General features: G+C 70.1%; 16 protein-coding genes. 10 read left to right on the forward strand and 6 right to left on the reverse strand.

Annotated features, from left to right (window positions below):
* Nucleotides 1–63 precede the first annotated feature (63 nt).
* Both WMF46_RS25025 and WMF46_RS25030 read right to left on the reverse strand, forming a co-directional pair.
* On the reverse strand, nucleotides 64–1,035 hold the full coding sequence (locus WMF46_RS25025; RefSeq protein ID WP_437979490.1) for a type 1 glutamine amidotransferase domain-containing protein: 972 nt from the start codon (nucleotides 1,033–1,035) through the stop codon (nucleotides 64–66).
* A gap of 45 nt (nucleotides 1,036–1,080) precedes the next feature.
* Nucleotides 1,081–1,692, reverse strand: a complete 612-nt coding sequence (locus WMF46_RS25030) for a Crp/Fnr family transcriptional regulator (RefSeq protein WP_437979491.1) — start codon at nucleotides 1,690–1,692, stop codon at nucleotides 1,081–1,083.
* A 256-nt stretch (nucleotides 1,693–1,948) separates the two neighbouring features.
* Here WMF46_RS25030 and WMF46_RS25035 point away from each other — a divergent pair, with 256 nt between their 5' ends.
* From WMF46_RS25035 to WMF46_RS25050, 4 genes are all read left to right on the forward strand, one after another.
* Nucleotides 1,949–2,383, forward strand: a complete 435-nt coding sequence (locus WMF46_RS25035) for a hypothetical protein (RefSeq protein ID WP_437979492.1) — start codon at nucleotides 1,949–1,951, stop codon at nucleotides 2,381–2,383.
* A gap of 433 nt (nucleotides 2,384–2,816) precedes the next feature.
* The gene (locus WMF46_RS25040; protein WP_437979493.1) at nucleotides 2,817–3,680 is read left to right on the forward strand and encodes a mechanosensitive ion channel family protein; all 864 of its coding nucleotides are present in this window, start codon (nucleotides 2,817–2,819) and stop codon (nucleotides 3,678–3,680) included.
* Nucleotides 3,681–3,815: 135 nt separating this feature from the next.
* Entirely contained in the window at nucleotides 3,816–4,628 is an 813-nt protein-coding gene (locus tag WMF46_RS25045; RefSeq protein ID WP_437979494.1) for a mechanosensitive ion channel family protein, read from the forward strand.
* Between the two features lie 91 nt (nucleotides 4,629–4,719).
* Nucleotides 4,720–5,151, forward strand: a complete 432-nt coding sequence (locus tag WMF46_RS25050; protein ID WP_437540703.1) for a nuclear transport factor 2 family protein — start codon at nucleotides 4,720–4,722, stop codon at nucleotides 5,149–5,151.
* Nucleotides 5,152–5,232: 81 nt separating this feature from the next.
* On the opposite strand, the gene WMF46_RS25055 is transcribed toward WMF46_RS25050, so the two are convergent.
* The gene (locus WMF46_RS25055) at nucleotides 5,233–6,636 is read right to left on the reverse strand and encodes a vanadium-dependent haloperoxidase (RefSeq protein ID WP_437979495.1); all 1,404 of its coding nucleotides are present in this window, start codon (nucleotides 6,634–6,636) and stop codon (nucleotides 5,233–5,235) included.
* 458 nt (nucleotides 6,637–7,094) lie between these two features.
* Nucleotides 7,095–7,832: a helix-turn-helix transcriptional regulator gene (locus WMF46_RS25060; protein WP_437979496.1), complete on the reverse strand. Its 738-nt coding sequence runs from the start codon at nucleotides 7,830–7,832 to the stop codon at nucleotides 7,095–7,097.
* Between the two features lie 103 nt (nucleotides 7,833–7,935).
* Here WMF46_RS25060 and WMF46_RS25065 point away from each other — a divergent pair, with 103 nt between their 5' ends.
* Together WMF46_RS25065 and WMF46_RS25070 are read left to right on the forward strand one after the other, a co-directional pair.
* A complete protein-coding gene (locus WMF46_RS25065) occupies nucleotides 7,936–9,048 on the forward strand; it encodes a DNA alkylation repair protein (RefSeq protein ID WP_437979497.1) in 1,113 nt (370 codons plus the stop codon).
* A 57-nt stretch (nucleotides 9,049–9,105) separates the two neighbouring features.
* Nucleotides 9,106–9,759 carry an HD domain-containing protein gene (locus WMF46_RS25070; RefSeq protein ID WP_437979498.1) on the forward strand — a complete coding sequence of 218 codons (654 nt, stop codon included), beginning with the start codon at nucleotides 9,106–9,108 and terminating at the stop codon, nucleotides 9,757–9,759.
* A 32-nt stretch (nucleotides 9,760–9,791) separates the two neighbouring features.
* Here the strand turns inward: WMF46_RS25070 and WMF46_RS25075 are convergent, their stop codons facing one another.
* Nucleotides 9,792–10,751 carry a diacylglycerol/polyprenol kinase family protein gene (locus WMF46_RS25075; protein ID WP_437979499.1) on the reverse strand — a complete coding sequence of 320 codons (960 nt, stop codon included), beginning with the start codon at nucleotides 10,749–10,751 and terminating at the stop codon, nucleotides 9,792–9,794.
* Nucleotides 10,752–11,407: 656 nt separating this feature from the next.
* On the opposite strand from WMF46_RS25075, the gene WMF46_RS25080 reads away from it, so the two are divergent.
* Both WMF46_RS25080 and WMF46_RS25085 read left to right on the forward strand, forming a co-directional pair.
* A complete protein-coding gene (locus WMF46_RS25080; protein ID WP_437979500.1) occupies nucleotides 11,408–15,370 on the forward strand; it encodes a M36 family metallopeptidase in 3,963 nt (1,320 codons plus the stop codon).
* Between the two features lie 112 nt (nucleotides 15,371–15,482).
* A complete protein-coding gene (locus WMF46_RS25085) occupies nucleotides 15,483–16,142 on the forward strand; it encodes a carbonic anhydrase (RefSeq protein WP_437979501.1) in 660 nt (219 codons plus the stop codon).
* Nucleotides 16,143–16,237: 95 nt separating this feature from the next.
* Here the strand turns inward: WMF46_RS25085 and WMF46_RS25090 are convergent, their stop codons facing one another.
* On the reverse strand, nucleotides 16,238–17,464 hold the full coding sequence (locus tag WMF46_RS25090; protein ID WP_437979502.1) for a cytochrome P450: 1,227 nt from the start codon (nucleotides 17,462–17,464) through the stop codon (nucleotides 16,238–16,240).
* 571 nt (nucleotides 17,465–18,035) lie between these two features.
* On the opposite strand from WMF46_RS25090, the gene WMF46_RS25095 reads away from it, so the two are divergent.
* Both WMF46_RS25095 and WMF46_RS25100 read left to right on the forward strand, forming a co-directional pair.
* Nucleotides 18,036–19,226, forward strand: coding sequence for an STAS domain-containing protein (locus WMF46_RS25095; RefSeq protein ID WP_437979503.1), 1,191 nt, complete (start codon nucleotides 18,036–18,038; stop codon nucleotides 19,224–19,226).
* 31 nt (nucleotides 19,227–19,257) lie between these two features.
* Nucleotides 19,258–20,586, forward strand: coding sequence for a cytochrome P450 (locus WMF46_RS25100; protein ID WP_437979504.1), 1,329 nt, complete (start codon nucleotides 19,258–19,260; stop codon nucleotides 20,584–20,586).
* Nucleotides 20,587–20,617 lie beyond the last annotated feature (31 nt).

A 20,617-nucleotide genomic window follows, 5' to 3' on the forward strand; every position in this document is an offset into this window, starting at 1 on the left:
GCCGTAGCGCCGGCGCCCGAACGGCCCAGGGAGATCCCATGGCCCTCGCTCCGCCGAGCAGGCCTATCGATGGCCCTCGCGGGCATCCTCGGCGCAGCGGGCGCCGCGCCGGTAGTCGGCCAGGGCCTCCAGGTACAGCGCGCTGAACCGATCGGTGGAGAAGGGATTCTGGCTGGTCACGAGGTTGCAATCCCGCTGCGCGTAGGCGCTCCCGGGGAATGCGGCCTCGTGCTCGTAACCGTGGTCCTCGAGCTGCTCGCCGATGCCCCGGACCTGGGCGTCGGCCCCCATCACGAAGGTCTCGATATAAAACTCCTCTAGCGACGAGACCGACGTCACCGTCCGACCGCTGAGCGGATGCGGCTGCCGCAGGCGGGTGAGCACCGCCGGCGCGTGGCAGATGAGCCCCACGGGCTGGTGTTTCGCGCCAAAGTGAGCGAGCAGCGCGTGCAGATCCGCGTTGTCGAGCAGGTCGACCATCACCCCCTGTCCGCCGGGAACGACGATGCCGTCGAACGAGTCGGCCGCGGCGCGCGCCGCCTTCAGGCTGAGCGGCGCGCGGACCTCCGGGGCGCGCTCGACGAAGCGCTGCGCTTGCGCGCGCCGCGCTCCGTCTCCCCAGTACCGCTCGTCGAGGCTCTCCGGGTCGATCGCCGGGGCGGCGCCGCCGTCGGTCGCGAACACGACCTCGTGCCCCGCGCCGGTGAGGGCCAGGTACGGCTCGTAGAACTCGCCGAGGAAGGTGCCGGTCGCGCGCTTCGAGCTGTCGGCGAGCGTCTGCTCTCGCGCGGCGCTGAGGACGAACAGGATCTTCCCTCTGGGTCTCTCTGCCACCGGGCGCTCGGGGAACACGGGCTGGAGCCTCGGCGCCGCCGCGCCGCACGCGACAAGCGCCGAGCCGGCGAGCACGACAGCGAGGCCCGCGATCAGCGCCGTCCTTCGGGCCGCGCCGCGCGGCGCGCTGCGGCGCTCCGGGCCGCGCGTGGGTTCCGTCGCTGTGCGCTCGCCGTCTCGCTTGGTTCGTTCCGTCGTCATGCGGGAGACCATGACCAGCGGAGCGAGATCGCACCTTGACCTAGGTCAAGAAGCAGCGGTCCTGGTCGCGACGCGCTTCAGGCGGCTCAGGGCCTCGGGTGTGATGCCGAGATAGGCGGCGATGTGGTAGTCGGGCACGCGGCGCGCCACGGCCCCGTGCTCTGCGAGGAACGCGCGATAGCGCTCGGCGGCCGGATCCATCAGCAGCGACGCCTCGCGGCGCACCTTCTTCAGGTACACCCGCTCGACGATCCGGCGGCTCACCCGCTCCCAGTAGATGTCGCGCTCACAGAGCTCGCTCAGCCGCGAGTAGGGCGCGACGAAGAGCTGCATCGGGGTCAGCGCCTGGATCGTCAGCCGGGCGGGCTCCCTTGTGATCAGCGCCTCCAGCACCGACATGAAGTCCGGCGCGGAGATGAACCCCTTGTTGAACTCCTTCCCATCGCTCCGCGTGTAAAACATCCTCGCGATGCCGGAGTTGACGAGCGCCACCGAGTCGCTCGCCTCGCCCGCCCGCACGAACGCCTCGCCCTTCCTGAGGCTCTTCCCGTGAAACAGGGCCGCGAAGGCGTCGAAGTGCGGCGCCGGCCGGGCGTCGAGCGCGGCGATCATGCGCGCGAGCGCCGCGACCTGCTCCGCGCGCGAGAGCTGCACCATGGCAAGGGAGCCTAGCACGGCGCTCCCGGAGCGCGTCTTCCGCTCGCCTACGCCTGCATCGTGACGGGCCGAGTCGCATGGGCTAGATCACAGATGCATGAACCAGTCGTCGGTCACAGCGGTCCTTGTCGGCGCTTGCCTTCTCGTTGGCTCCGCATCGGCGCAGGCGGACGGCGTGCCCCCCGCAACGAGCCCTCCCCCCGTGGTGTATCCCACGGAAGGTTGGCCCAATGTGGGGCGCCCTGGCGATCCGGTCGTGAGCGTGGGGGGCCTCTTCAGCTATACTGGCCGCGAGAACGCCGATGACGCCGTGGGCGCCGGCGTCGAGGGTAGCCTCGCGTGGTACGGACAACGCTCGTTCTCCTGGATAGGCGCCGTTGTGCAGGCGCAGCTCGTCGCCGACCGGCAGGTCCACGAGAGGTTGGCGCTCGGTTTCCAGGGTGGGTTCGGCCCGGTCGGCGCGGAGCTCTCGATGTACACCGAGGGCGCGGGCCGGTCGAACGCCCGGACGTATGGGGCGCAGATCGTCCCCTTCATCGCGAGCCCCATCGCCTACGCGGGCTTTCGACTCGCCATTCCGTTCGATGGGGAAGCTGGCGCGACGATACCTTCCTATGGCACGGAGTACGGGTTGGTCATTGGCTTGAAATTCCCGATCAACCCGAGAGCCTTTGGACACAGTCTTCATTGAGCCGGTTCACAGCCCCGTACGCCGGCCACGCCGTTCTCTGCCCACGCCGCTGGCCCGCGGCCGCTCTCCGCTCGTCGAGCATCACCTCGGCCGCGACGAAGATCGCCTCGGCCTGCTCCTTGGCTGGACACGCCTGCCTGGCGCGCTCGCTTGCTCCTGTGCCCTTGCATGTCGGCCGCTCGATCGCCATCACACGCCACGCGCGGCCCCGCCGCCCGTTGCTCCTTCGCTACAACGAGGTATCCGCTCCGCGGCCGCCTGATGTCCGCAGGCCGCAGCGCTGAGGCTCGAAAATCTCGCTCACGCCCCTCGCAGAGCGGCCCGCCGGTGTGATAAGGCTGGCCGCCGGGGGGCAGATCCCGCAAGGCGTGTCGCGCATGCGCCTTGCACGGACGCCCCCGCGAGCGACGCATACGTCGTCAGGAGGCTTGAGATGGACGAGAGGGTTCAGCGGTACGTGGACATGGGGGTAGCGCTCGGGGTGAGCGTCGGCGGGAAGATCGTGGGCGCGATCCTGGTCTGGGTCATCGGCCGCATGATCATCCGGGGGATCCTGTCGATGATGCAGCGCAGCTCCGCGCTGAAGAAGCTCGACACGACGCTGGCTCATTACCTGGAGTCGGCGGCGTCTGTGCTGCTGAACATCCTGCTCGTCATCGCCGTGCTCAGCGTCTTCGGCGTCGAGACGACCACCTTCGCCAGCCTGCTCGCCGCGATCGGCATCGCCGTCGGCATGGCATGGTCCGGCCTCCTGTCGAACCTCGCGGCTGGCATCTTCATGATCCTCCTGCGCCCCTTCAAGACCGGGGATTACGTGAGCGCCGGCGGCGTGACGGGCACCGTTCACTCGATCGGCCTGTTCGCGACCACCCTCGACACGCCCGACAACGTCCGCACCATCGTGGGCAACAACAAGATCTTCAGCGACACGATCCAGAACTTCAGCACGAACCCGGTCCGCCGCGTCGACTGCACCGCGCAGCTCGCCCACGGCGCGGATCACGAGGCGGCGATCACGCGGCTCAAGGCGCACCTCGCGCTCATCCCCAACGTCGCGAAGACCCCTGCGCCCAGCGTCGAGATCCTGGATTTCACGCTCGCCGGGCCCGTGCTGGCCGTCCGGCCCTTCTGCCACACCGATCATTACTGGGACGTCTACTTCGCCACGACCAAGATCATCCGCGAGGAGCTCGGCAAGCTGGGGCTCCCCGTCCCGAGCCAGCACGTGCACATCAACCAGCTCGCGGCGGCGCCTCCCCACCGCGCCGCGGGCGCGGAGATTCACCCGACGGCCTGACGCGTTGTCGATCACGCGTCGGCCGCGCGCGCCCTGCCCCCGCGCGCGGCCGCGCGCTGCTCGGCAGCCCTTGAGGCCGGCGGGCAGATCCTCTACGCCCGGGCGGCGCGTACGCCGCTGGCGCGCCACCGCACCATGCACCCCGAGGAACTGGTACCTTCCGCCGCCACGCTCAGGGCGATCGCCACCGCCATCATCATCCTCGCCGCGGGTGGTCTCGCGAGCAAATGGGCGTACCGGTTCGCCGTCACGGCCCTGACCAAGACGCACCTGGATCAGGCGCTCGCGCGGTTCCTGGCGTCGATGCTCCGCTACACCGTGCTCGCGGCGACGTTCATCGCGTCGATGGAGACGGTGGGCATCCACACGACGAGCCTCGTGGCCGTGGTCGCCTCGGCGGGGCTGGCGGTGGGGCTGGCGCTGCAAGGGAGCCTGAGCAACTTCGCGAGCGGCGTCCTCATCCTCTTCTTCAAGCACTTCCAGCTCGGGGACAAGGTCGCCATCGGGAGCCACAAGGGCATCGTCGAGGACATCGGGCTCTTCAACACCACGCTGGTGTCGACGGACAACGAGAAGATCGTGATCCCGAACGCCGCGGTGACCAACGGCCCGATCGTGAACTACTCGGATCGAGGGCTGCTGCGCGGCGCCGTCACGCTCACCGTGGAGGGCCGGCTGCGCGATCTCGAGCCGGCGATGGAGGCCCTGGTGCGCGCCGGCAAGCGGGCCAGCGGCGTGGCGCGAGACCCGGGCCCCACCGTCTTCCTGACCGACATGGAGGACGGCTCGCTCGACCTCACGCTGACGGCCTGGTACAGCGCCGTGGAAGAGGACGGGAGCATGCACAACCTCCGCGTCGCGGCGCTTGAGGAGCTCGACGCGGCCGGCGTCAAGCTGATGAACCGGACACAGCTCGTCCTCCATCAGCGGAGCAAGGGCCCGTCCTAGTCAGCCCGGGCGTGGGGTCGAGCGGGCGAGGCGCCGAGACGACGCCGTCGAGGCCCTTGCGCCCGCGCTGGCCGGGGAGCATGGTCGCTGCATGAGCGTCGAGGAGCGCGTCGCGGCGGAACGGCTTGTCCTGGCCGCAAACGAGGCCTTTTACGAGGCGTTCCGCGCCGGGGATTACCAGGCGATGTGCCGGGTGTGGGCCGAGCGGGCGCCCCTGGCCTGCGCCCATCCCGGCATGGAGGCGCTCTCGGGGCGCGCCAGCGTGCTCGAGAGCTGGAGCCAGCTCTTGCGCCAGACCTCGCCCCTGCGCATGCGCTGCCAGGGCGCCTCGGCGCACCTCTTCGGGGACTTCGCCTTCGTCACGTGCTACGAGGCGAGCGGCGACGAACCGGCACACCTGTGCGCAACCAACGTGTTCGTCCTCGAAGACGGGCAATGGAAGATGGTCCACCACCACGCGGGTCCGCTCTCCGCGCCGCGGCCCGAGCGGTGGGCGCCCGCTCGCTCCCGGCTCATGAACTGAGAGGCTGGCCGGGGCCGGGGAGACCCGCCATGAGGCGACGGATCTCCTCTCGATGGATCGCGCGGCTCGTCGGCGAGCTCGTCAAGGAAGCGGCTGGAGGATCCTGTCGAAGACGGCGTCACCGACGCCCTTGCCCTGACGGAGCCCGGCCATCGCATCGAACCTGTAGTGGACGCCCAGGTAGATGCGGCTGATCGCGTTCTCATGAGCCGCATCACGGAAGCCGGAGTAGCAGCGCTTCATCCTGGGGCGGACACGGCCATGCTCATCCGTTGTTATCCCGTTGTACTCGTCGGACACAAAGCAGAAGGGAATACGATCGGTGCCATAATAACGGGTCAACACCTGGAACATGGCAGCCCCGAAGCTCGCGTGCCCCGAGCCGTACGACGGGAACGGCGGGGTCATGCGCGGCGGGCCCCCGTTGCTGCCGGGGGATCCGAGGGGTGTCCACCTCCTGTCACGCGGCGTGCGGCTGTTGCCATCCGTGTCGGCCTCACGGATCGCGACGATGGGCCTCCAGAAATTGTAATAGTATTTCGTCTCCCATGTGGCGATGCCGGCGTCCGCCAGCGCGAAGTTGACGAGCGCGAAATACCGGGCGTTCTCGATCTCCGAATTTTGCTTCTTGATCGCGATGACCCGCGCGATCTGGTTGTATTGCCTCGGGCGCGCCCCGAGGTCCGGGGCGGCGTCATGCGACCAGAAGATCCCGATGACGGTCTGCTCACGCGTGCGCAGGGTCGGGGTCCTCACGCCATCGCCGCCAAGCAGGAAGACCTCATAGAAGTTAAACGCATACTCCAGGCTCCACAGCGGAGGAGGAGGCGGCGACCGGAACTCGGAGCCGCTGTCGAGGGCGAACGGCAGCACCTCCCCCCATCTGGGCGTCAAGAACCCCTGATTGGGGTAGATCGGATCTGGCCGATGCCGGCCGGGCTCGAAGCTCGGGGTGTAAGGCATCGGGTCATCTGACCCGTCGCCCGCCCGCACCTCGAGGATCCGTGCGGCAATATCGCCGCCCAGCACAAGGCCGTCCTCCTTGGCGTCGCCGTCGGGGATCTCCGCCAGATATTCAAGGAGCCTGCGTTCGAGCAGATCCGCTTGCCTGGGGAACAATGCCGTCAGCGTGTCGTGAGCTGCCGCGGCCACCGCGGCGTCGATCGACGCATCCGGCATCTCGAAGGGGGGTTCGAGGTACGGCTCATACCTCGGGGCGATCGAGTTCACGGAGTCGAAGATTGCCGCGTGAACGATGGCGAGAGCCCGTGAGACACGCGTGGGACCGAACTGATCCGCCTCGGATTCGACGATGGGGTCGTTTGCGACCGTATCCAGTGCGACGTCGTTCCAGTCGAGGACCGCATCCCTGTCCGGCGGATCACACGGCGCCGCCGGCACGTGGGCGAACGCTCGATCTGCCAGCAGAACGGTGGCAAGGGCGGCGAAGGAGATGGACGCCCATCTCGCGGCTGAATGGTTCATTCAAGCTCCTTGGTTCGAGTTCTCAAGAATGGCCATTACACGCAATGGCCCCTTGATCGTCGCCTGGATGGGGGGCCATCCAGCGACGATAGGCATGCATCAACAACCTCGGCGAGCGCGAAGCCCGTATCTACCCGTGCGACACACGCCACCGCGCGCAGGCGAGCACGGCCTCAGGGGGCATGTGGGCCGTGCGCCATCGATCGCTGGTCACTCCTCGGCGGGAGATGTGTCTCTGCATGCGCCCGGCATCGAGCACACGCTCCGTCTACCGGCCACCGGACGCCTCTCTTCGTTCTGGTCACTCGCCAAGATGTCGTGTGTTGTATCAAACCTAAGCTATCAGGCAGAGCCGATGCGCGCAACCGTGCGACACGGTGGGTCCCAAGCTCTCCGGGTCGATACACATTGGGCACAGCACCGGACCCCGCAGGGCGTCCGTCCGCTTTGGCCGGCATTCACGGTCGGTCGCCGAGGAGCGGTCGCCACGCGCACTCCTCCGGCAAGAGCGCCCAGATGACGTCGGCGCTCGGACGAAACGCGATCTCCCGCAGGACGCGGGGGGTCGAGATGCGGTCCATCCTGAACATTCGCGGCTCGTTCTTTCCCGTGTCCAGGGCGAGCACGTACCAGACAGGGCTCTGGATCAGGAGGCCGTGCGGCTCGACGCGTCGCCTGGACGTCCTCCCCTCGCGGTCTTGGTAGTCGAACCCGAGGCCGACGCCGGCGGAGAACGACTCCTCGAAGAGCCTCACCAGCTCTGCAGGGGGCGCGCCGGCTCCGGCGCGCACTGGCCCGCTCGCCGGATCGCCGACGATGACCCTGCGGCAGAGGGCGCGCAGCTCTCGCGCTCGCTCAGGAGGAAGGCTGCTGAGCAGCTTGGCCAGCGCGGAGCTGGCGGCGTCGCTCCACGGAAGGTCGCTCGCGGCCTGAGAGAGGCGCGCGGAGAGCCAGAGGGTCACGATCTCGGCGACCGAGAGGTGCACGGCGGTGACGCCCCGGCCGGCGTCGAGCCGGATCCCCCCGCCGGGGCCGGCCTCGCCCTCGATGTTGAGGCCGCGCTCCCTCAGCGTCGCGAGGTCCCTGCGCACGGTGCGGGCGCTGACCCCGAGCGCGGCGGCCAGCTCGCCGACGGTGGTCGCTCCCCGCGCGCGAAGCAGGTCGGAGAGCTCCATGACGCGGACGGTGCGCGACATATGGTGACAGAATCTGTCAGGGTCTCACGCTAGTCAACGCCCATGTCCAACCTGACGAAAACCTGGCCAATCGGCCTCGTCGTCCTCGCACCGACAGATGCCCATGGCTGACCGGCTGAAGGACCTCTTCGACGAGCGGTGCGTCCGCTCGATCGCCCGCAACCTCCGCTCGGCGCACCCTGGCCTCGACGAGCGCGGCTTCGCCCGCGACTGCCTGGCCGGCCTCTCCGATCTGGAGCTGACGGGCCGCGCCTCCCACATCGCGGACGTGATGCACCACCACCTGCCGCAGCCCTTTCCGGAGGCAGCTCGGGTGATCGTCGCCTCCCTCGGGCCCGAGCTCGATCGGAGCGACGTGTTCGGCCTCACGCCGCTGCAGTACATGCCGCACGTGTTCTATGTGGCGAAGCGCGGTATCGATCACTTCGAGGACGCGATGACCACGCAAGTCGAGCTGACGAAGCGGTTCTCCGCCGAGTTCAGCATCCGCGCGTTCCTGACGAGGTACCCCGACGCGACGCTCCGCCGGCTCCGCACGTGGGCTGTGGACCCGAACGTCCATGTCCGGCGGCTCGTCTCCGAGGGGACGCGCCCGCGGCTGCCGTGGGCGCCGCGGCTCCGCGCTTTCCAGCAGGATCCAGGGCCGGTCATCGAGCTGCTCGAGATCCTGAAGGACGATCCGGAGCGCTACGTGCAGCGCTCCGTCGCCAACAACATCAATGACATCGGCAAGGACCACCCGGACATCGCGGCGAGCCTCTGCCGGCGCTGGCTCGAGGGCGCGCCGCCCGGGCGGCAATGGATCGTGCGCCACGCGCTGCGCTCGCTCGTCAAGAAGGGTGATCGCGGCGCGCTCGACGCGCTCGGCTTCGGCGCGGCGCCGAGCGTCGCGATCGCCTCGGCGGCGCTGTCCCCGCGATCGGTGAAGCTCGGCGGAGAGCTCCGCTTCTCGTTCGAGCTCGCGTCGACGGCCCCGCGCGACCAGGAGCTGATCGTCGACTGCGCCGTGCACTTCGTGAAGGCGAACGGCGCGACGCGGCCAAAGGTCTTCAAGCTGCGGAAGCTCGTCTTGCCGCCGTCGGGTCGAGCCGAGATCACCGGCAAGGTCTCCTTCGAGGAGATGACGACCCGCCGTCACTATCCCGGTCGCCACAGCATCGATGTGATGGTCAACGGCGTTGCGCACCCCCTCGGGCAATTCGAGGTGTGTCGGTGACTCGGGCGCCGCGCAGAGCCGTTGCGCGGGTCGGGGTCCGCGTCTATGAGGCGGGAGATGAAGGACTGGGAAGCGCTCTTCGCAAAGAAGCTCGAGGAGACCGACCTCGGCAAGGATCCGGCCCATGATGTGGCGCACTTCGCGAGGGTGGTCGCCACGGCCAAGGCGCTCGCGGCGGACGAAGGGGCAAGGCTCGAGATCGTCGTCCCCGCGGCGTGGCTGCACGATCTCGTCAACGTCCCCAAGAACGACCCCAGGCGGTCCCAGGCGTCGCGGCTCTCCGCGGAGGAGGCGCTGCGCTTCCTGCGGAGCGTGGAGTACCCCGAGGCGTTCCTCCCCGACATCGCCCACGCCATCGAGAGCCACAGCTACAGCGCGGGGATCGAGCCGACGACCCTCGAGGCCAGGGTGGTCCAGGACGCCGACCGCCTCGACGGGCTGGGGGCGATCGGGATCGCCCGCTGCTTCGCCGTGGGCGGCCTGCTCGGCGTGCGGTTCTACGATCCCGGGGATCCGTTCGCCGAGCGGAGGCCGTGGGACGACCGGGTGAACGCGATCGACCACTTCCACGTGAAGCTGTTCAAGACCGCCGAGAGCCTCACGACGGCCGCAGGGCGCCGCGAGGGCGCGCGACGCGCGGAGTTCATGAGACAGTACCTCGCTCGCCTCGCGCTGGAGATCGGCGGTGAGATGGGGCCTGACGTAAGCTGACGCCAGCTGACGCCAGCTGACGCCAACTGACGTCAGCCCGCGCCGGCGACCGTCACCGCGGCCGCCACGGCGACCGGGATCGTGAAGTTGTCGTCCATCCGCGTGGAGAACAGCTCGGTCGCCGCCCCGGCCAGGCCCGCGACGGCGGCCAGGAGGAGCCGCGAGGAGAGCGACGCCGGGCCGAGCGCCCACATCACGGCGAGGGCGCTCAGCGCGCCCGCCGCGAAGAAGGCGAGCGTGCCCTCCAGCGAGCGGCCGTCGCGCAGCCGCGTGCGGCCGAAGCGGCGGCCGATGAGGGCCGCCGCCGGATCGGCCACCGCCAGCACCACCACGGCGAGCGACTGGCTCAGCCGCGTCCCGAACAGCGCCAGCAAGAAGAGCGCTGTCACGTACCAGGTCGACGAGTTCACCCGGTAGCGCTCGTGCGGGTGCGCCACGAGCCGGAAGACCCCCATCAGCCGCTCATTGACCCGCTCGCTGACCCGGCGGGCGATCTCCATCGACCACACCGCCACCACGAACGCGCCGCTCGCGGCCACGAGCCAGCCGCGCTCCGGCAGGAGCTGGATCAGCCCGAGCACCAGGAGCCCCATGCCCACGTGCCACAGGCTGCGCACATGGTTCGTCGGCCTGACGCTCGGCGGCGCGGCGACCACGCCGCGCAGCGTCAGCAGCAGCGACTCGTAGGCAGGCTGCACCTCTCGCTGGAACGCAATCCACGCCGCCTTGGGCGAAGGTGTGCCGGTCGGGGTCGCCCGCTCGACCGCCGCGAGCAGCACGCGGAGCCGCTCGCGGAGCCGCTCGAGCCTGCCCCCGGCATCGTCGCGCTCGGCCGCCACGACGAGCTCGCGGAGCCGCGACGCCACACGCTCGACCCGGGCGCGAACCTCGGGTTCGTCGTGGAAGACGAAGACGGCGGGATCGACCTGACGCAACAGTACGCAGAGCTCTTCGGAGACGAGCTTGGTCTCGATGTGCAAGGCGTGGATCACGTTGGGTTTTGCGAAGATAATCTCCGGGCGTCGGGCGCCATGTCAGCGCTTCGTCATACCGGCACCCCGCGCGTGAGCTGGCTCGCGGCGCCAGCCCTGCATGAGTCCGCACCACACGAGCTCGCACCCCACGAGCCGGCGCTGCACGACGCACCGCGCGAGTCCGCACCCCACGAGCCGGCGCCGCACGACGCGACGCGCGAGCCCGCACCCCGCGAGCCGGCGCTGCACGACGCGCCGCGCGAGCCGACCCGACGCCGTGCAGGTCCCGGAGCCGATCGCGGGCGCGACAACCACCCTCCTGCCCACCCCGCGGCGACCGAGGGAACCGCTCGGCTCGCCTCGCGAGGACGCATGACACGGCAATTCATGGATTCATGCAATGCACCAGCAAGGATTGCTTCTCTATTCCATTCTGGTGTCGGCGCCGCGTGACTCGCGCTCTGCGGAGCGCCCGGACGAGATCGCATGAGAGGCGCCTTACGACGCCGGACAGAGCGAGAGCCGTCGCGCTTTCCCTGCGCGCACGCTGGGGCTAGGTTGCCTCGCGCCGCGGATTCGACGGGTGGGCGCGAGGCGCCCGGGGAGGCAGCGCGCGACCTACCCGCGCGCAGCCGGTCATGCGTCGTCCCCTCGGAGTCGGAGAATCGATGAACATGAAGGTCTCAGTTCGGTACACCGCGCTATCGCTCGCGCTGCTCGCAGGCCCCATCGCCCATGCGCGGGAGCGCCCGAACTACGACGCATACTTCAAGGCCCCACCCGCGCCGCCCGTCCGCGCGGCGCGCCGCGCGCGCGTCATCGACGTCGACGAGCGCGCGTCGACGACGGGCGCCGTCGTGGCGTCGACCGATCCGCAGCGCGGGGTGCCCACCTTCGTGTGGGCGACGTCCCCGGGCCACCGCCCGCCGGCCGCGACCCACGCGACGCCCGAGGCCGCGGCCCGGTGGTACGTGCAGCGGTACGCGCGCCTCTACGGTCTTCCGCAGGCCGCGCTCGATACGGCCGTGGTGCGCCACGTCCACGACACCGGGCGCGGCGGCATCGTCGTGACGCTGGGCCAGGACGTCGACGGGATCCCGGTCTTCCGGAGCGGGCTCAAGGTGCTCATGAAGCGCGACCTCGGGCTCGTCGCCCTCGCGGGCAACCTCCACGCGTCGGCCGTCCCCCTGCCGCCCGGCGCCGCCTCGCCGGCGGCCGGCGCGCTCCGCGGCCGGGCGTTCTCCGGCTCGCCGGCGCAGGCGGTCGTCCGCGCCCTGCGCGACGCGCACCGCATCGACATCAAGACGGCCGACCTCCGCGAGCTGGGCGAGGCGAAGGGCGGGTATCGGCTCTTCGACATCGCGGACACCGATCACGCGCGCCAGCGCGCCGGGAGCCTGCGCTTCACGCAGCCGGCGCGGGTCAGGAAGGTGCTCTTTCCCCTGCCCGACCGGCTCGTCGCCGGCTACTTCGTCGAGCTCGTCTCGGGCGACGCCGGGGGCACGAGCTCCGCGGCGTACGCCTGGGTGTTCGGGGCCAGCGACGGGCAGATGCTCTCCCGGGAGAACCTCTCCCACGCCGCGTTCGATTACCGGGTCTGGGCGGAGGAAGGGGGCGATCACACGCCGCTCGACGGCCCCCTCGCGGATCTCTCGCCGCACCCGACCGGGCGGCCCGACGGCCAGGTCCCTCGGTTCGTCGCGCCGAGCCTCATCTCCATCGATGGCTTCAACACGAACCTCGACGGCGGGACCGATCCGTGGCTGCCGGCCGACGCGACCTCGACCCGCGGCAACAACGTCGACGCCTACGCGGACCACAACGCGCCCGACGGGTTCTCCAGCGGCGATATCCGCGCGGCGCTCTCGGGGCCGGGCTCGTTCGATCACCTCTATGACCCGCTCGCCGATCCGCTCGCCACGCCCGGGCAGACCATGGCGGCCGTCACCCAGATCTTCTACGTCACGAACTGGCTCCATGACTGGTACTACGACTCCGGCTTCACCGAGGCCGCGGGCAACGCCCAGCGCGACAACCTCGGCCGGGGCGGCCTCGACGGCGATCCGCTCCTCGCGGAGGCGCAGGACGACGCGACCGGCGGCAGCCGCGACAACGCGAACATGGACGCGACGTACGACGGCGCGTCGCCCCGGATGCAGATGTACCTGTGGTCCGGGCCGGATCAGCGCTCGCTGAGCGTCACGCCGCAGAACGCCAGCTACGCGTCGAACACCGCCCTGTTCGGGCCCCCGCGCTACGAGGTCACCGGCGAGCTCGCCCTCGCCCAGGACGGCGCCGAGCCCCGCGGCGACGCGTGCGGGCCGATCACGAGCGACGTGGCCGGCAAGATCGCCCTCGTCGACCGGGGCGGGTGCACCTTCGCCAAGAAGGCGCAGAGCGCGCAGGCGGCGGGCGCCATCGGCGTGATCATCGCCAACAACCGCGAGAGCGACGGGGCGCCGCGGCTGTCCGGCGAGGCCCCCGAGGTGACGACCCCCGCCCAGAGCGTCTCGCAGGAGGACGGCAGCGCGCTCAAGGCGGCGCTCGCCGCCGCGGACGCGCCGCTCACGGTCACCATGACCCGCGAGCCCGGCGTCGAGCGCGACGGCACGATCGACAACACCATCGTGGCGCACGAGTGGGGCCATTACATCCACCTCCGTCAGGTCGCGTGCGGCACGAAGATGTGCGGCGCGCAGAGCGAGGGGTGGGGCGACTTCATCGCCCTGCACATGGCGCTGCGCGACGGCGACGACCTCGACGGCGTCTTCCCGCTCTCGAGCTACGGGAGCGCGGCGCTCGGCGACAGCTACTTCGGCATCCGCCGCGCCCCCTACTCCGTCGACTTCACAAGGAACGGGCTGACGTTCAAGCACATCTCGGAGGGCGCCCGCCTCCCCGACCACCCGCTCAGCTCCGCGTTCTCCGACAACTCCGAGGAGCACAACGCGGGAGAGGTCTGGGCGAGCATGCTGTTCGAGGCCTACATCGGGCTGATCCGGCACGGCAGCGGCCTGACCCCGCCGCGCGCGTTCGAGCAGACCCGGCGGCGGATGAGCGATTACGTGGTGGCCGGCATGCAGCTCGCGCCGGTGAGCCCGACGTACACCGAGCAGCGCGACGCCCTCCTCGCCGCCGCGCTCGCCAGCGATCAGGGCGACTTCCTCGCGCTGGCGGAGGCGTTCGCCCGGCGCGGCGCCGGCACGTGCGCCGTGTCCCCGCGCGCCGACTCGCACGATTTCTCCGGCGTCGTGGAGAGCTTCAGCGTCCAGCCCGAGATCTCGCTGGTCCGGGCGGAGCTCGACGACAGCGCCGGCTCGTGCGACCGCGACGGGCTGCTCGACGCGGAGGAGTCCGGCACGATCGCGATCGAGATCGTCAATCGCGGCGCGGCGCCCCTGACCGGGGCGGTGGCGTCCATCGAGGTGCCCTCCGCCGGGGTGACGTTCCCGGACGGCGCGCGCGCGTCGTTCGGCGACATCGCGCCGTTCGCGACCGGGACCGCGACCGTGGCGGTGAAGCTCGACCGGACCGTGGCGCCCGCCGAGGACCTCGAGCTCAGCCTGACGCTGAAGAGCGCCGCGGCGTGCACGCCGGTGCGGGTCGAGGCCCTCGTGCGCCGCGTGAACTTCGACGAGCTGCCAGGGTCCTCGGCGACCGACGACGTGGAGGCGCAGCGCACGACCTGGCGCGTCGAGGGGCTCTCCAGCGAGCTCGTCTGGTCGCGCGCCGAGGGGACCGCGCCGAACCGCGTGTGGCGCGGCGTCAACCTCGGGAGCGTGTCCGACACGGCGCTTGTGTCGCCGGCCCTGGAGGTCAGCGAGTCCGAGCGCTTCGTGCTGACGTTCGCGCACCGGCACCGGTTCGAGACGAGCGACGAGACGTTCTGGGACGGCGCGGTGGTCGAGATCAGCGCCGACGGCGGCGCGACATGGCGGGACATCGGGAGTCGCGCGCAGCCCGGCTACACCGGGAGGGTCACCGTCGAGTCGGGCAATCCGCTGGGCAGGCGGAGGGCCTTCGTCGGCCAGAGCCCCTCGTGGCCCGAGGTCGACAACGTGGCGATCGACCTGGGGACCGCGTTCGCCGGGAAGACGGTGCAGGTGCGGTTCCGCGTCGGCACGGACGCGGCCGCGGGCGACGCCGGCTGGGAGCTCGACGACATCGGGTTCGCGGGCCTGAAGAACAAGCCGTTCGCGACGGTGGTCGAGGACACCGCCTCCTGCCAGGGCGGGCCCGTGGCCGACGCGGGGGCGGACCAGGCGGTCGCGATCGGCGAGCTCGTGACGCTCGACGCCTCGGGGAGCTCGGACCCCGAGGAGGACACGCTGACGTTCTCCTGGGTGCAGACGGCGGGGCCCGCGGTCGAGCTGACCGGCGAGGGCGCGCGGGCGACCTTCGTGGCGCCCGAGGTCGCCGCGACGACGGCCCTGGCGTTCGAGGTGACGGTCAGCGACGGGATCCTGGAGGCGACCGACCAGGTCAGCGTGGTGGTCGATCTGGCGAAGGAGCCGGCAGCTGAAGGCTGCGGGTGCGCGATCCCGGGGGGCGCGCCGCGCGGGCCGCTGGCCGCGCTCGGGGCCGCCGCGGCGCTCGCGGCGTTTGCGAGGCGGCGGCGCGGCGGTGGCGCTGCGTGAGCCATGAGCGATGAGCCATGAGCGATGAGCCGTGAGCCCGGCAGCTGACAGGTGAGGCGGAAGTTTCACCCATTGACGCCCGCGGCCCGGTCCCCCACCGTGGCCGGTCAGCATGGGACTCAGCAACTCTCCGCCCGCCTCTCCCGTCGTAACGGCCGATCAGGCGCTGGAACGCCTGATCGAGGGCAACCGGCGCTTCGTGGACAACGTCCGCGGCGAGCACGTCGTGATGGGAGCGCGGGCGCGGGCCGCCCTCGTGGAGGGGCAGCAGCCCTTCGCCATCATCCTCAGCTGCTCGGACTCGCGGGCGCCGTCGGAGCTCATCTTCGACCAGGGGCTCGGGGACCTGTTCGTCATCCGGGTCGCGGGCAACGTGGTGGCGCCCTCGCTCGTGGGCAGCGTGGAGTTCGCCGCCGCCGCCTTCGGGACCCGCCTTGCCGTGGTGATGGGCCACTCGCGTTGCGGCGCCATCGACGCCACGCTGAGCGAGCTGCTCGACGAGGACCACGGCGGCCCCCTCACCGACAACATCCGCGATATCGTCGAGCGCTGCCGAGCTCCCGTCGAGACGGTGGTGAGCGCCGCCGGCCGCCACGCCGACAGGAGCATTCTCCTGCGCGAGGCGGTGCGCGCCAACGTGCGCAACTCGTGCGATCACCTCCGGCACGGCAGCCGGCTCCTCGAGCGGCTGTGCACCGAGGAAGGCATGCTGATCGTGGGCGCCGAGTACGCCCTCGAGACCGGCAAGGTGACGTTCCTCCCGCGCGCGTGACGGGCCGGCGCGCCTCGTCGCTGCACGCCAGTCGGCGCCTCGACGCATGAGGCGAGATCACCTGATAAGGCCGCTGCGGAGCAAGCGATCCGAGATCAGGGTTCGGCGCGGCTCCGGCGCAGGACGAGCGGGAGCGACTCGAACCCGAGCGGCATGATCGCCCGCGTCTGCCGCAGCGGAGGCGCCTCGCCGGGCGTGATGGACTCATAGCAGTCGAGGAGCGCGTTCAGGGCGATCCGCGCCTCCATCCGCGCCAGCGCCGCGCCGATGCAGAAATGGGTCCCCTGCCCGAACGCGAGGTGCTCCGCCGGAGGCCGGTCGAGCCGGAACGCGTCCGGCGCCTCGAAGACGGCCGGATCCCGGTTCGCCGCGCCGAACACGACGTCGACCAGGTGCCCGGCCGGTATCGTCACGCCGCTGACGTCCACCGGCCGCGTGGCGACGCGCAGGAGGCGCTGCACCGGGCTCGAATGGCGCAGCGTCTCCTCGATGATCGGCTCCACCAGACGCCGGTCCTGCTGCGCGCGCCGGTAGAGCTCGGGCCGCTCGGACAGGAGGTGCGCCATGTTGCCGATGAGGTTCGTCGTGGTGTCGTTGCCGGCGACGAGCAGGCCGACGCAGAACCCGACCGCCTCGGGCGTGTCGAGGCGCGCTCCGTCGATCTCGGCCTCGACGAGCGCCGAGATGAGATCGCCTGACGGCGCGCGCCGTCGCGCCTCGAGCTCCGCCGCGAAGAAGTCGGCCATCGCCTTACCGCGGCTCGCGCGCTCCTCCGCCGGTATACCGCTGTAGGACATCACGGACTCGGACCAGCTCCGAAATTGCACATAGCGCTCCGCCGGGATGCCGAGCAGCGTGGCGATCACCATCATCGGCAGGGGCATCGCGTAGGTGCCCATGAGGTCTGACGGCCCGTCGCCCGTCGCTTCGAGCAGCGAGGCGGCGAGGCGGCCAATCCACGGCTCGAGCTCAGCGATGCGCCGCGGCGTGAACGATCGGCTGACGAGCCTGCGGAGGTGGGTGTGCCGGGGCGGATCGTCGTGCAGCAGCGTGATCCGCGGCAGGACACGGATCTTGTCCGTGACGTTCGACGAGAACGTCTGGGGATCCCGCAGCGCGGCGAGCACCTCCGCGTGGCGCAGGAGCGCGTAGGCACGGATTGGCTCGTCGAGGCCCGCCGCGCCGCCCGCGGGCACGCGCGCATAGAGCACCGGAGATCGCCCGCGCAGCGCGTGGTACGCGGGGTAAGGATCGGCTATCACCGAAGGCGCGGAGAGGTCGATCTGCTCGGGCGAGGGGCTCGGGGCGGTCTCGATTTCCATGTCAAGCTCACAGCGGCGCAGCCGCACTTCCGGACAGCACATCCAAGCGGTTCGTGGAAGTCAAGTCCTTTCCCCTGGCGGGACGACAGCATAGGTGATCCCATGAAACTCCGGGCGGCGTCCTCACGATCACCGTCGTGAGGCACCGTCGTGAGGCACCATCGTGCGGCACCGTCGTGAGGCACCATCGTGAGGCACCGTCGTGAAGCACCGTCATGATCTCGTCTGAATCCCCCTCGCCTCGCGAGCGCTTCCGGGCCGAACGGATTGAACAGCATCCTGGACGCCGATCACGAACACACATCGGGAATGACCTTAGCGCGAGTTCCGGATCTACCCGGCCTCAGCTGGAGATGTGTGGCTTGTAATCTCCCAATGCAAGCTGGAACCCTCGCTGGGATCGAAGCGTTTGCACATCTCCGAGCGCTCGTCATCGCGCTCGCGGGTCCTGAGAGGGGTGAGTCTGCTGACGCCGATTCTTGGCAAAATCATGCGCGATCCACGGCCCCTACGAACGAGGTGAGCACAGGTAGGAGGCCTGGATCGGGCTTGGGGGAGGGCAACATTCGTCATGACACAGCATTACACAAGTACACGCGACACGTGGGAGGCAGCCTATCTCTACTCCCCCGAGGCGCTGTTCGTAGCGAATGTCGACGGCACGCTGTCGCACTGGAGCGAGTCATTCGGCCACACGGTCGGGCACGCGGCCACGCCGGGGACGGCGTTCTTCCAGCTCCTCCACGACGACGACCGTGAGGCGGCCCGGGCGAAGTGGTCCGGGCTCCTGGAGGCGACCGGGGCCGTGGAGCTCCGCGGGCGGGTGATGACGGCCGGGAACGTGTATGCGTCCTTCTTCTGCGTGCTGCGCAGAGCGCCGCACGGCCAGGCGGTCTACGGCTCGCTGCACGCGACGTCCGGCGCCGACGATCACCCCGCCGCCGAGCCCGGGAAGGGAGAGGACGCGGACATGCTCCGCGCCCTCTCCGACAACCTCCCTGTCATCGTCTGGTCATGCGACGCGGCGGGCGTCATCACCCGCCACGACGGGAAGGGCCTGGCGGGGCTCGGCCTCAAGCGGGGGCAGCTCGTCGGGACGAACCTCTTCGACGTCTTTGCCAACGCTCCCGAAGGCACGGAGAACGTGAGGAGGGCGCTCCGCGGGTCTCCCTCCCATTCCATGAGCCACGTCCCCGGCAACAACTCGTTCTGGGAGAACTGGATGGTGCCGATCCAGAGTCCGCTCGGAAACGTCGAGTCCGTGATCGGGCTCTCGCTCGATGTCTCGGAGGCGAAGAGAGCCGAAGAGGAGCTCCGACTACGGCTGTTGCAGATCCAGAAGCAGCAGGAGGTCATCGGCAAGCTCTCGACGCCCATCATCCAGGTCTGGGACGGGGTGGTCGCGCTGCCCATGGTCGGCGTCGTCGACAGCGCGAGGACCGCCGACGTCATGCAGAACTTGCTCGACGAGATCGTCCGCACCAGCGCGCGGTATGCCATCCTGGATCTCACGGGCGTCGAGATGGTGGACACGCAGGTCGCGAATCACCTGCTCAAGCTCGTGAACGCCATCCGGCTCCTCGGCGCGGACGGGATCATCTGCGGCATCAGGCCGTCGGTCGCGCAGACGATCGTCGAGCTGGGCCTCGATCTGAACAGCATGGTCACGCGGTCGAACCTGCGGGCTGGAATCATGTTCTGCATCAACCAGATGCGCCAGCTCGCGTCCGCGTCGGCGACGAACGGCGCTTCGGGCCGCTGACCCGCGGCGTCTCCCCTCCTGCTTGCGCGCCATGCTCTCCCTGGGTCGAACCGACCAAGACAGCTTCCCCACCGCGGCGGGAGAGCTGCCGGTGATCGGTCACCTGCCCGTCCTCCACCGGGACGCCGTCGGCCTGCTGCGCCGCAGCAGGAGCGCGCTGGGTCCGCTCTTCTGGGTCAACCTCGGGTTCGCGCAACGCCGGCTCTTCTATGTCGGCGCCGACGCCCTCGATCTCCTGCGCGCGCCCGAGGTGGTCATGGACCATCCGGAGCACCTGAAGGGGATCGTGGGCCGCTCGATGGCTGGGCAGGACGGGCCGCCGCACCGGCACATGCGCTCGGCCATCAACCCCTCGTTCTCCCCGCAGGGGTTCGCCAAGGAGGCCTCCGCCACAATCGCCTCCGCGTTCGCTGCGAAGGTCGATGCCTGGCTCCAGCAAGGGAGCTTCGCGGTCCATCCCGCCATGCGGGATCTGACCCTCGAGATCATTTTTCGAATCTGCGGGGTCCCGACAGAGGATGTGCGCGCCTGGAGCCGGGCCTATCGCGAGCTGTTCCTGGGTGTTTACCCGATCCCGGGTCGTCTGCCGGGCATGCCCGCGTACCGCTCGGACCGTGCGCGCGCCTGGATAGACGACCGCCTGCGGAAGCTCCTTGCGCTCGCTCGCGAGGGCGGCGCCGCGGGTTCCCTCGTCGAGATGCTCTCGAAGGCTCGCGACGACGAGGGCGTGCCCCTGTCGGACCAAGACATCGTCGACAACCTTCGCGCGATATTGCTCGCCGGGCACGAGACCAGCGCCTCCATCCTGGCCTGGATCGTCATCGTGCTGTCGCGCCGGAGCGAGGTGTGGAGCGCGCTCTGCGATGAGCACTCGGCCGCGCCGGACGCGTCCGTGCCCATGTCCGCGAGAGAGGCGGACCGGCTCCCCGTCGCCAACGCCATCTTCCGGGAAGTCCTGCGGATGTACACGCCGGTCTGGTTCATCTTCCGGACGGTCACCGAGACGATCACGCTGAACGGTAGACGCATCCCTCGAAACACGCCGCTGGCCCTCAGCCCCGCGCAATTCGGCTATGATCCATCGCTGTTCCCGGACCCCGATCGCTTCGATCTGAACCGCTGGAGAGATCGCTCGAGCCCGCCGGGTCCGCTGGAGCTGGCCTCGTTCGGCGGGGGGCCGCACTTCTGTCTTGGATACAACGTCGCTTGCATCGAGGCGCTCCAGCTTCAATTCCTCTTCGTCCGGGCGTTGCGCCGCGCCGGGCTCGTTCCACACTTGGAGGGCGCTTCACCGAAGCACGTGTACTTCCCGACCGGGCATCCGACGGCCGCGACACGGGTCGCCTTTCGTCGGTGCTGAACGGGCAGAGCTCGAGCGCCCCAACGCATTC

Source organism: Sorangium sp. So ce117 (genome assembly GCF_051524395.1).
In the GTDB taxonomy this organism is placed as follows: Bacteria; Myxococcota_A; Polyangia; order Polyangiales; family Polyangiaceae; genus Sorangium; species Sorangium cellulosum_B.

Excerpts from the sequence above, each read along its gene's own strand:
- WMF46_RS25045 (WP_437979494.1), top strand. The coding sequence starts at position 3,816 with ATGCACCCCGAGGAACTGGTACCTTCCGCCGCCACGCTCAGGGCGATC.
- WMF46_RS25060 (WP_437979496.1), bottom strand. The coding sequence starts at position 7,832 with ATGTCGCGCACCGTCCGCGTCATGGAGCTCTCCGACCTGCTTCGCGCG.
- WMF46_RS25065 (WP_437979497.1), top strand. The coding sequence starts at position 7,936 with ATGGCTGACCGGCTGAAGGACCTCTTCGACGAGCGGTGCGTCCGCTCG.
- WMF46_RS25095 (WP_437979503.1), top strand. The coding sequence starts at position 18,036 with ATGACACAGCATTACACAAGTACACGCGACACGTGGGAGGCAGCCTAT.
- WMF46_RS25050 (WP_437540703.1), top strand. The coding sequence starts at position 4,720 with ATGAGCGTCGAGGAGCGCGTCGCGGCGGAACGGCTTGTCCTGGCCGCA.
- WMF46_RS25090 (WP_437979502.1), bottom strand. The coding sequence starts at position 17,464 with ATGGAAATCGAGACCGCCCCGAGCCCCTCGCCCGAGCAGATCGACCTC.
- WMF46_RS25070 (WP_437979498.1), top strand. The coding sequence starts at position 9,106 with ATGAAGGACTGGGAAGCGCTCTTCGCAAAGAAGCTCGAGGAGACCGAC.
- WMF46_RS25030 (WP_437979491.1), bottom strand. The coding sequence starts at position 1,692 with ATGGTGCAGCTCTCGCGCGCGGAGCAGGTCGCGGCGCTCGCGCGCATG.
- WMF46_RS25085 (WP_437979501.1), top strand. The coding sequence starts at position 15,483 with ATGGGACTCAGCAACTCTCCGCCCGCCTCTCCCGTCGTAACGGCCGAT.
- WMF46_RS25080 (WP_437979500.1), top strand. The coding sequence starts at position 11,408 with ATGAAGGTCTCAGTTCGGTACACCGCGCTATCGCTCGCGCTGCTCGCA.
- WMF46_RS25025 (WP_437979490.1), bottom strand. The coding sequence starts at position 1,035 with ATGACGACGGAACGAACCAAGCGAGACGGCGAGCGCACAGCGACGGAA.
- WMF46_RS25100 (WP_437979504.1), top strand. The coding sequence starts at position 19,258 with ATGCTCTCCCTGGGTCGAACCGACCAAGACAGCTTCCCCACCGCGGCG.
- WMF46_RS25040 (WP_437979493.1), top strand. The coding sequence starts at position 2,817 with ATGGACGAGAGGGTTCAGCGGTACGTGGACATGGGGGTAGCGCTCGGG.
- WMF46_RS25055 (WP_437979495.1), bottom strand. The coding sequence starts at position 6,636 with ATGAACCATTCAGCCGCGAGATGGGCGTCCATCTCCTTCGCCGCCCTT.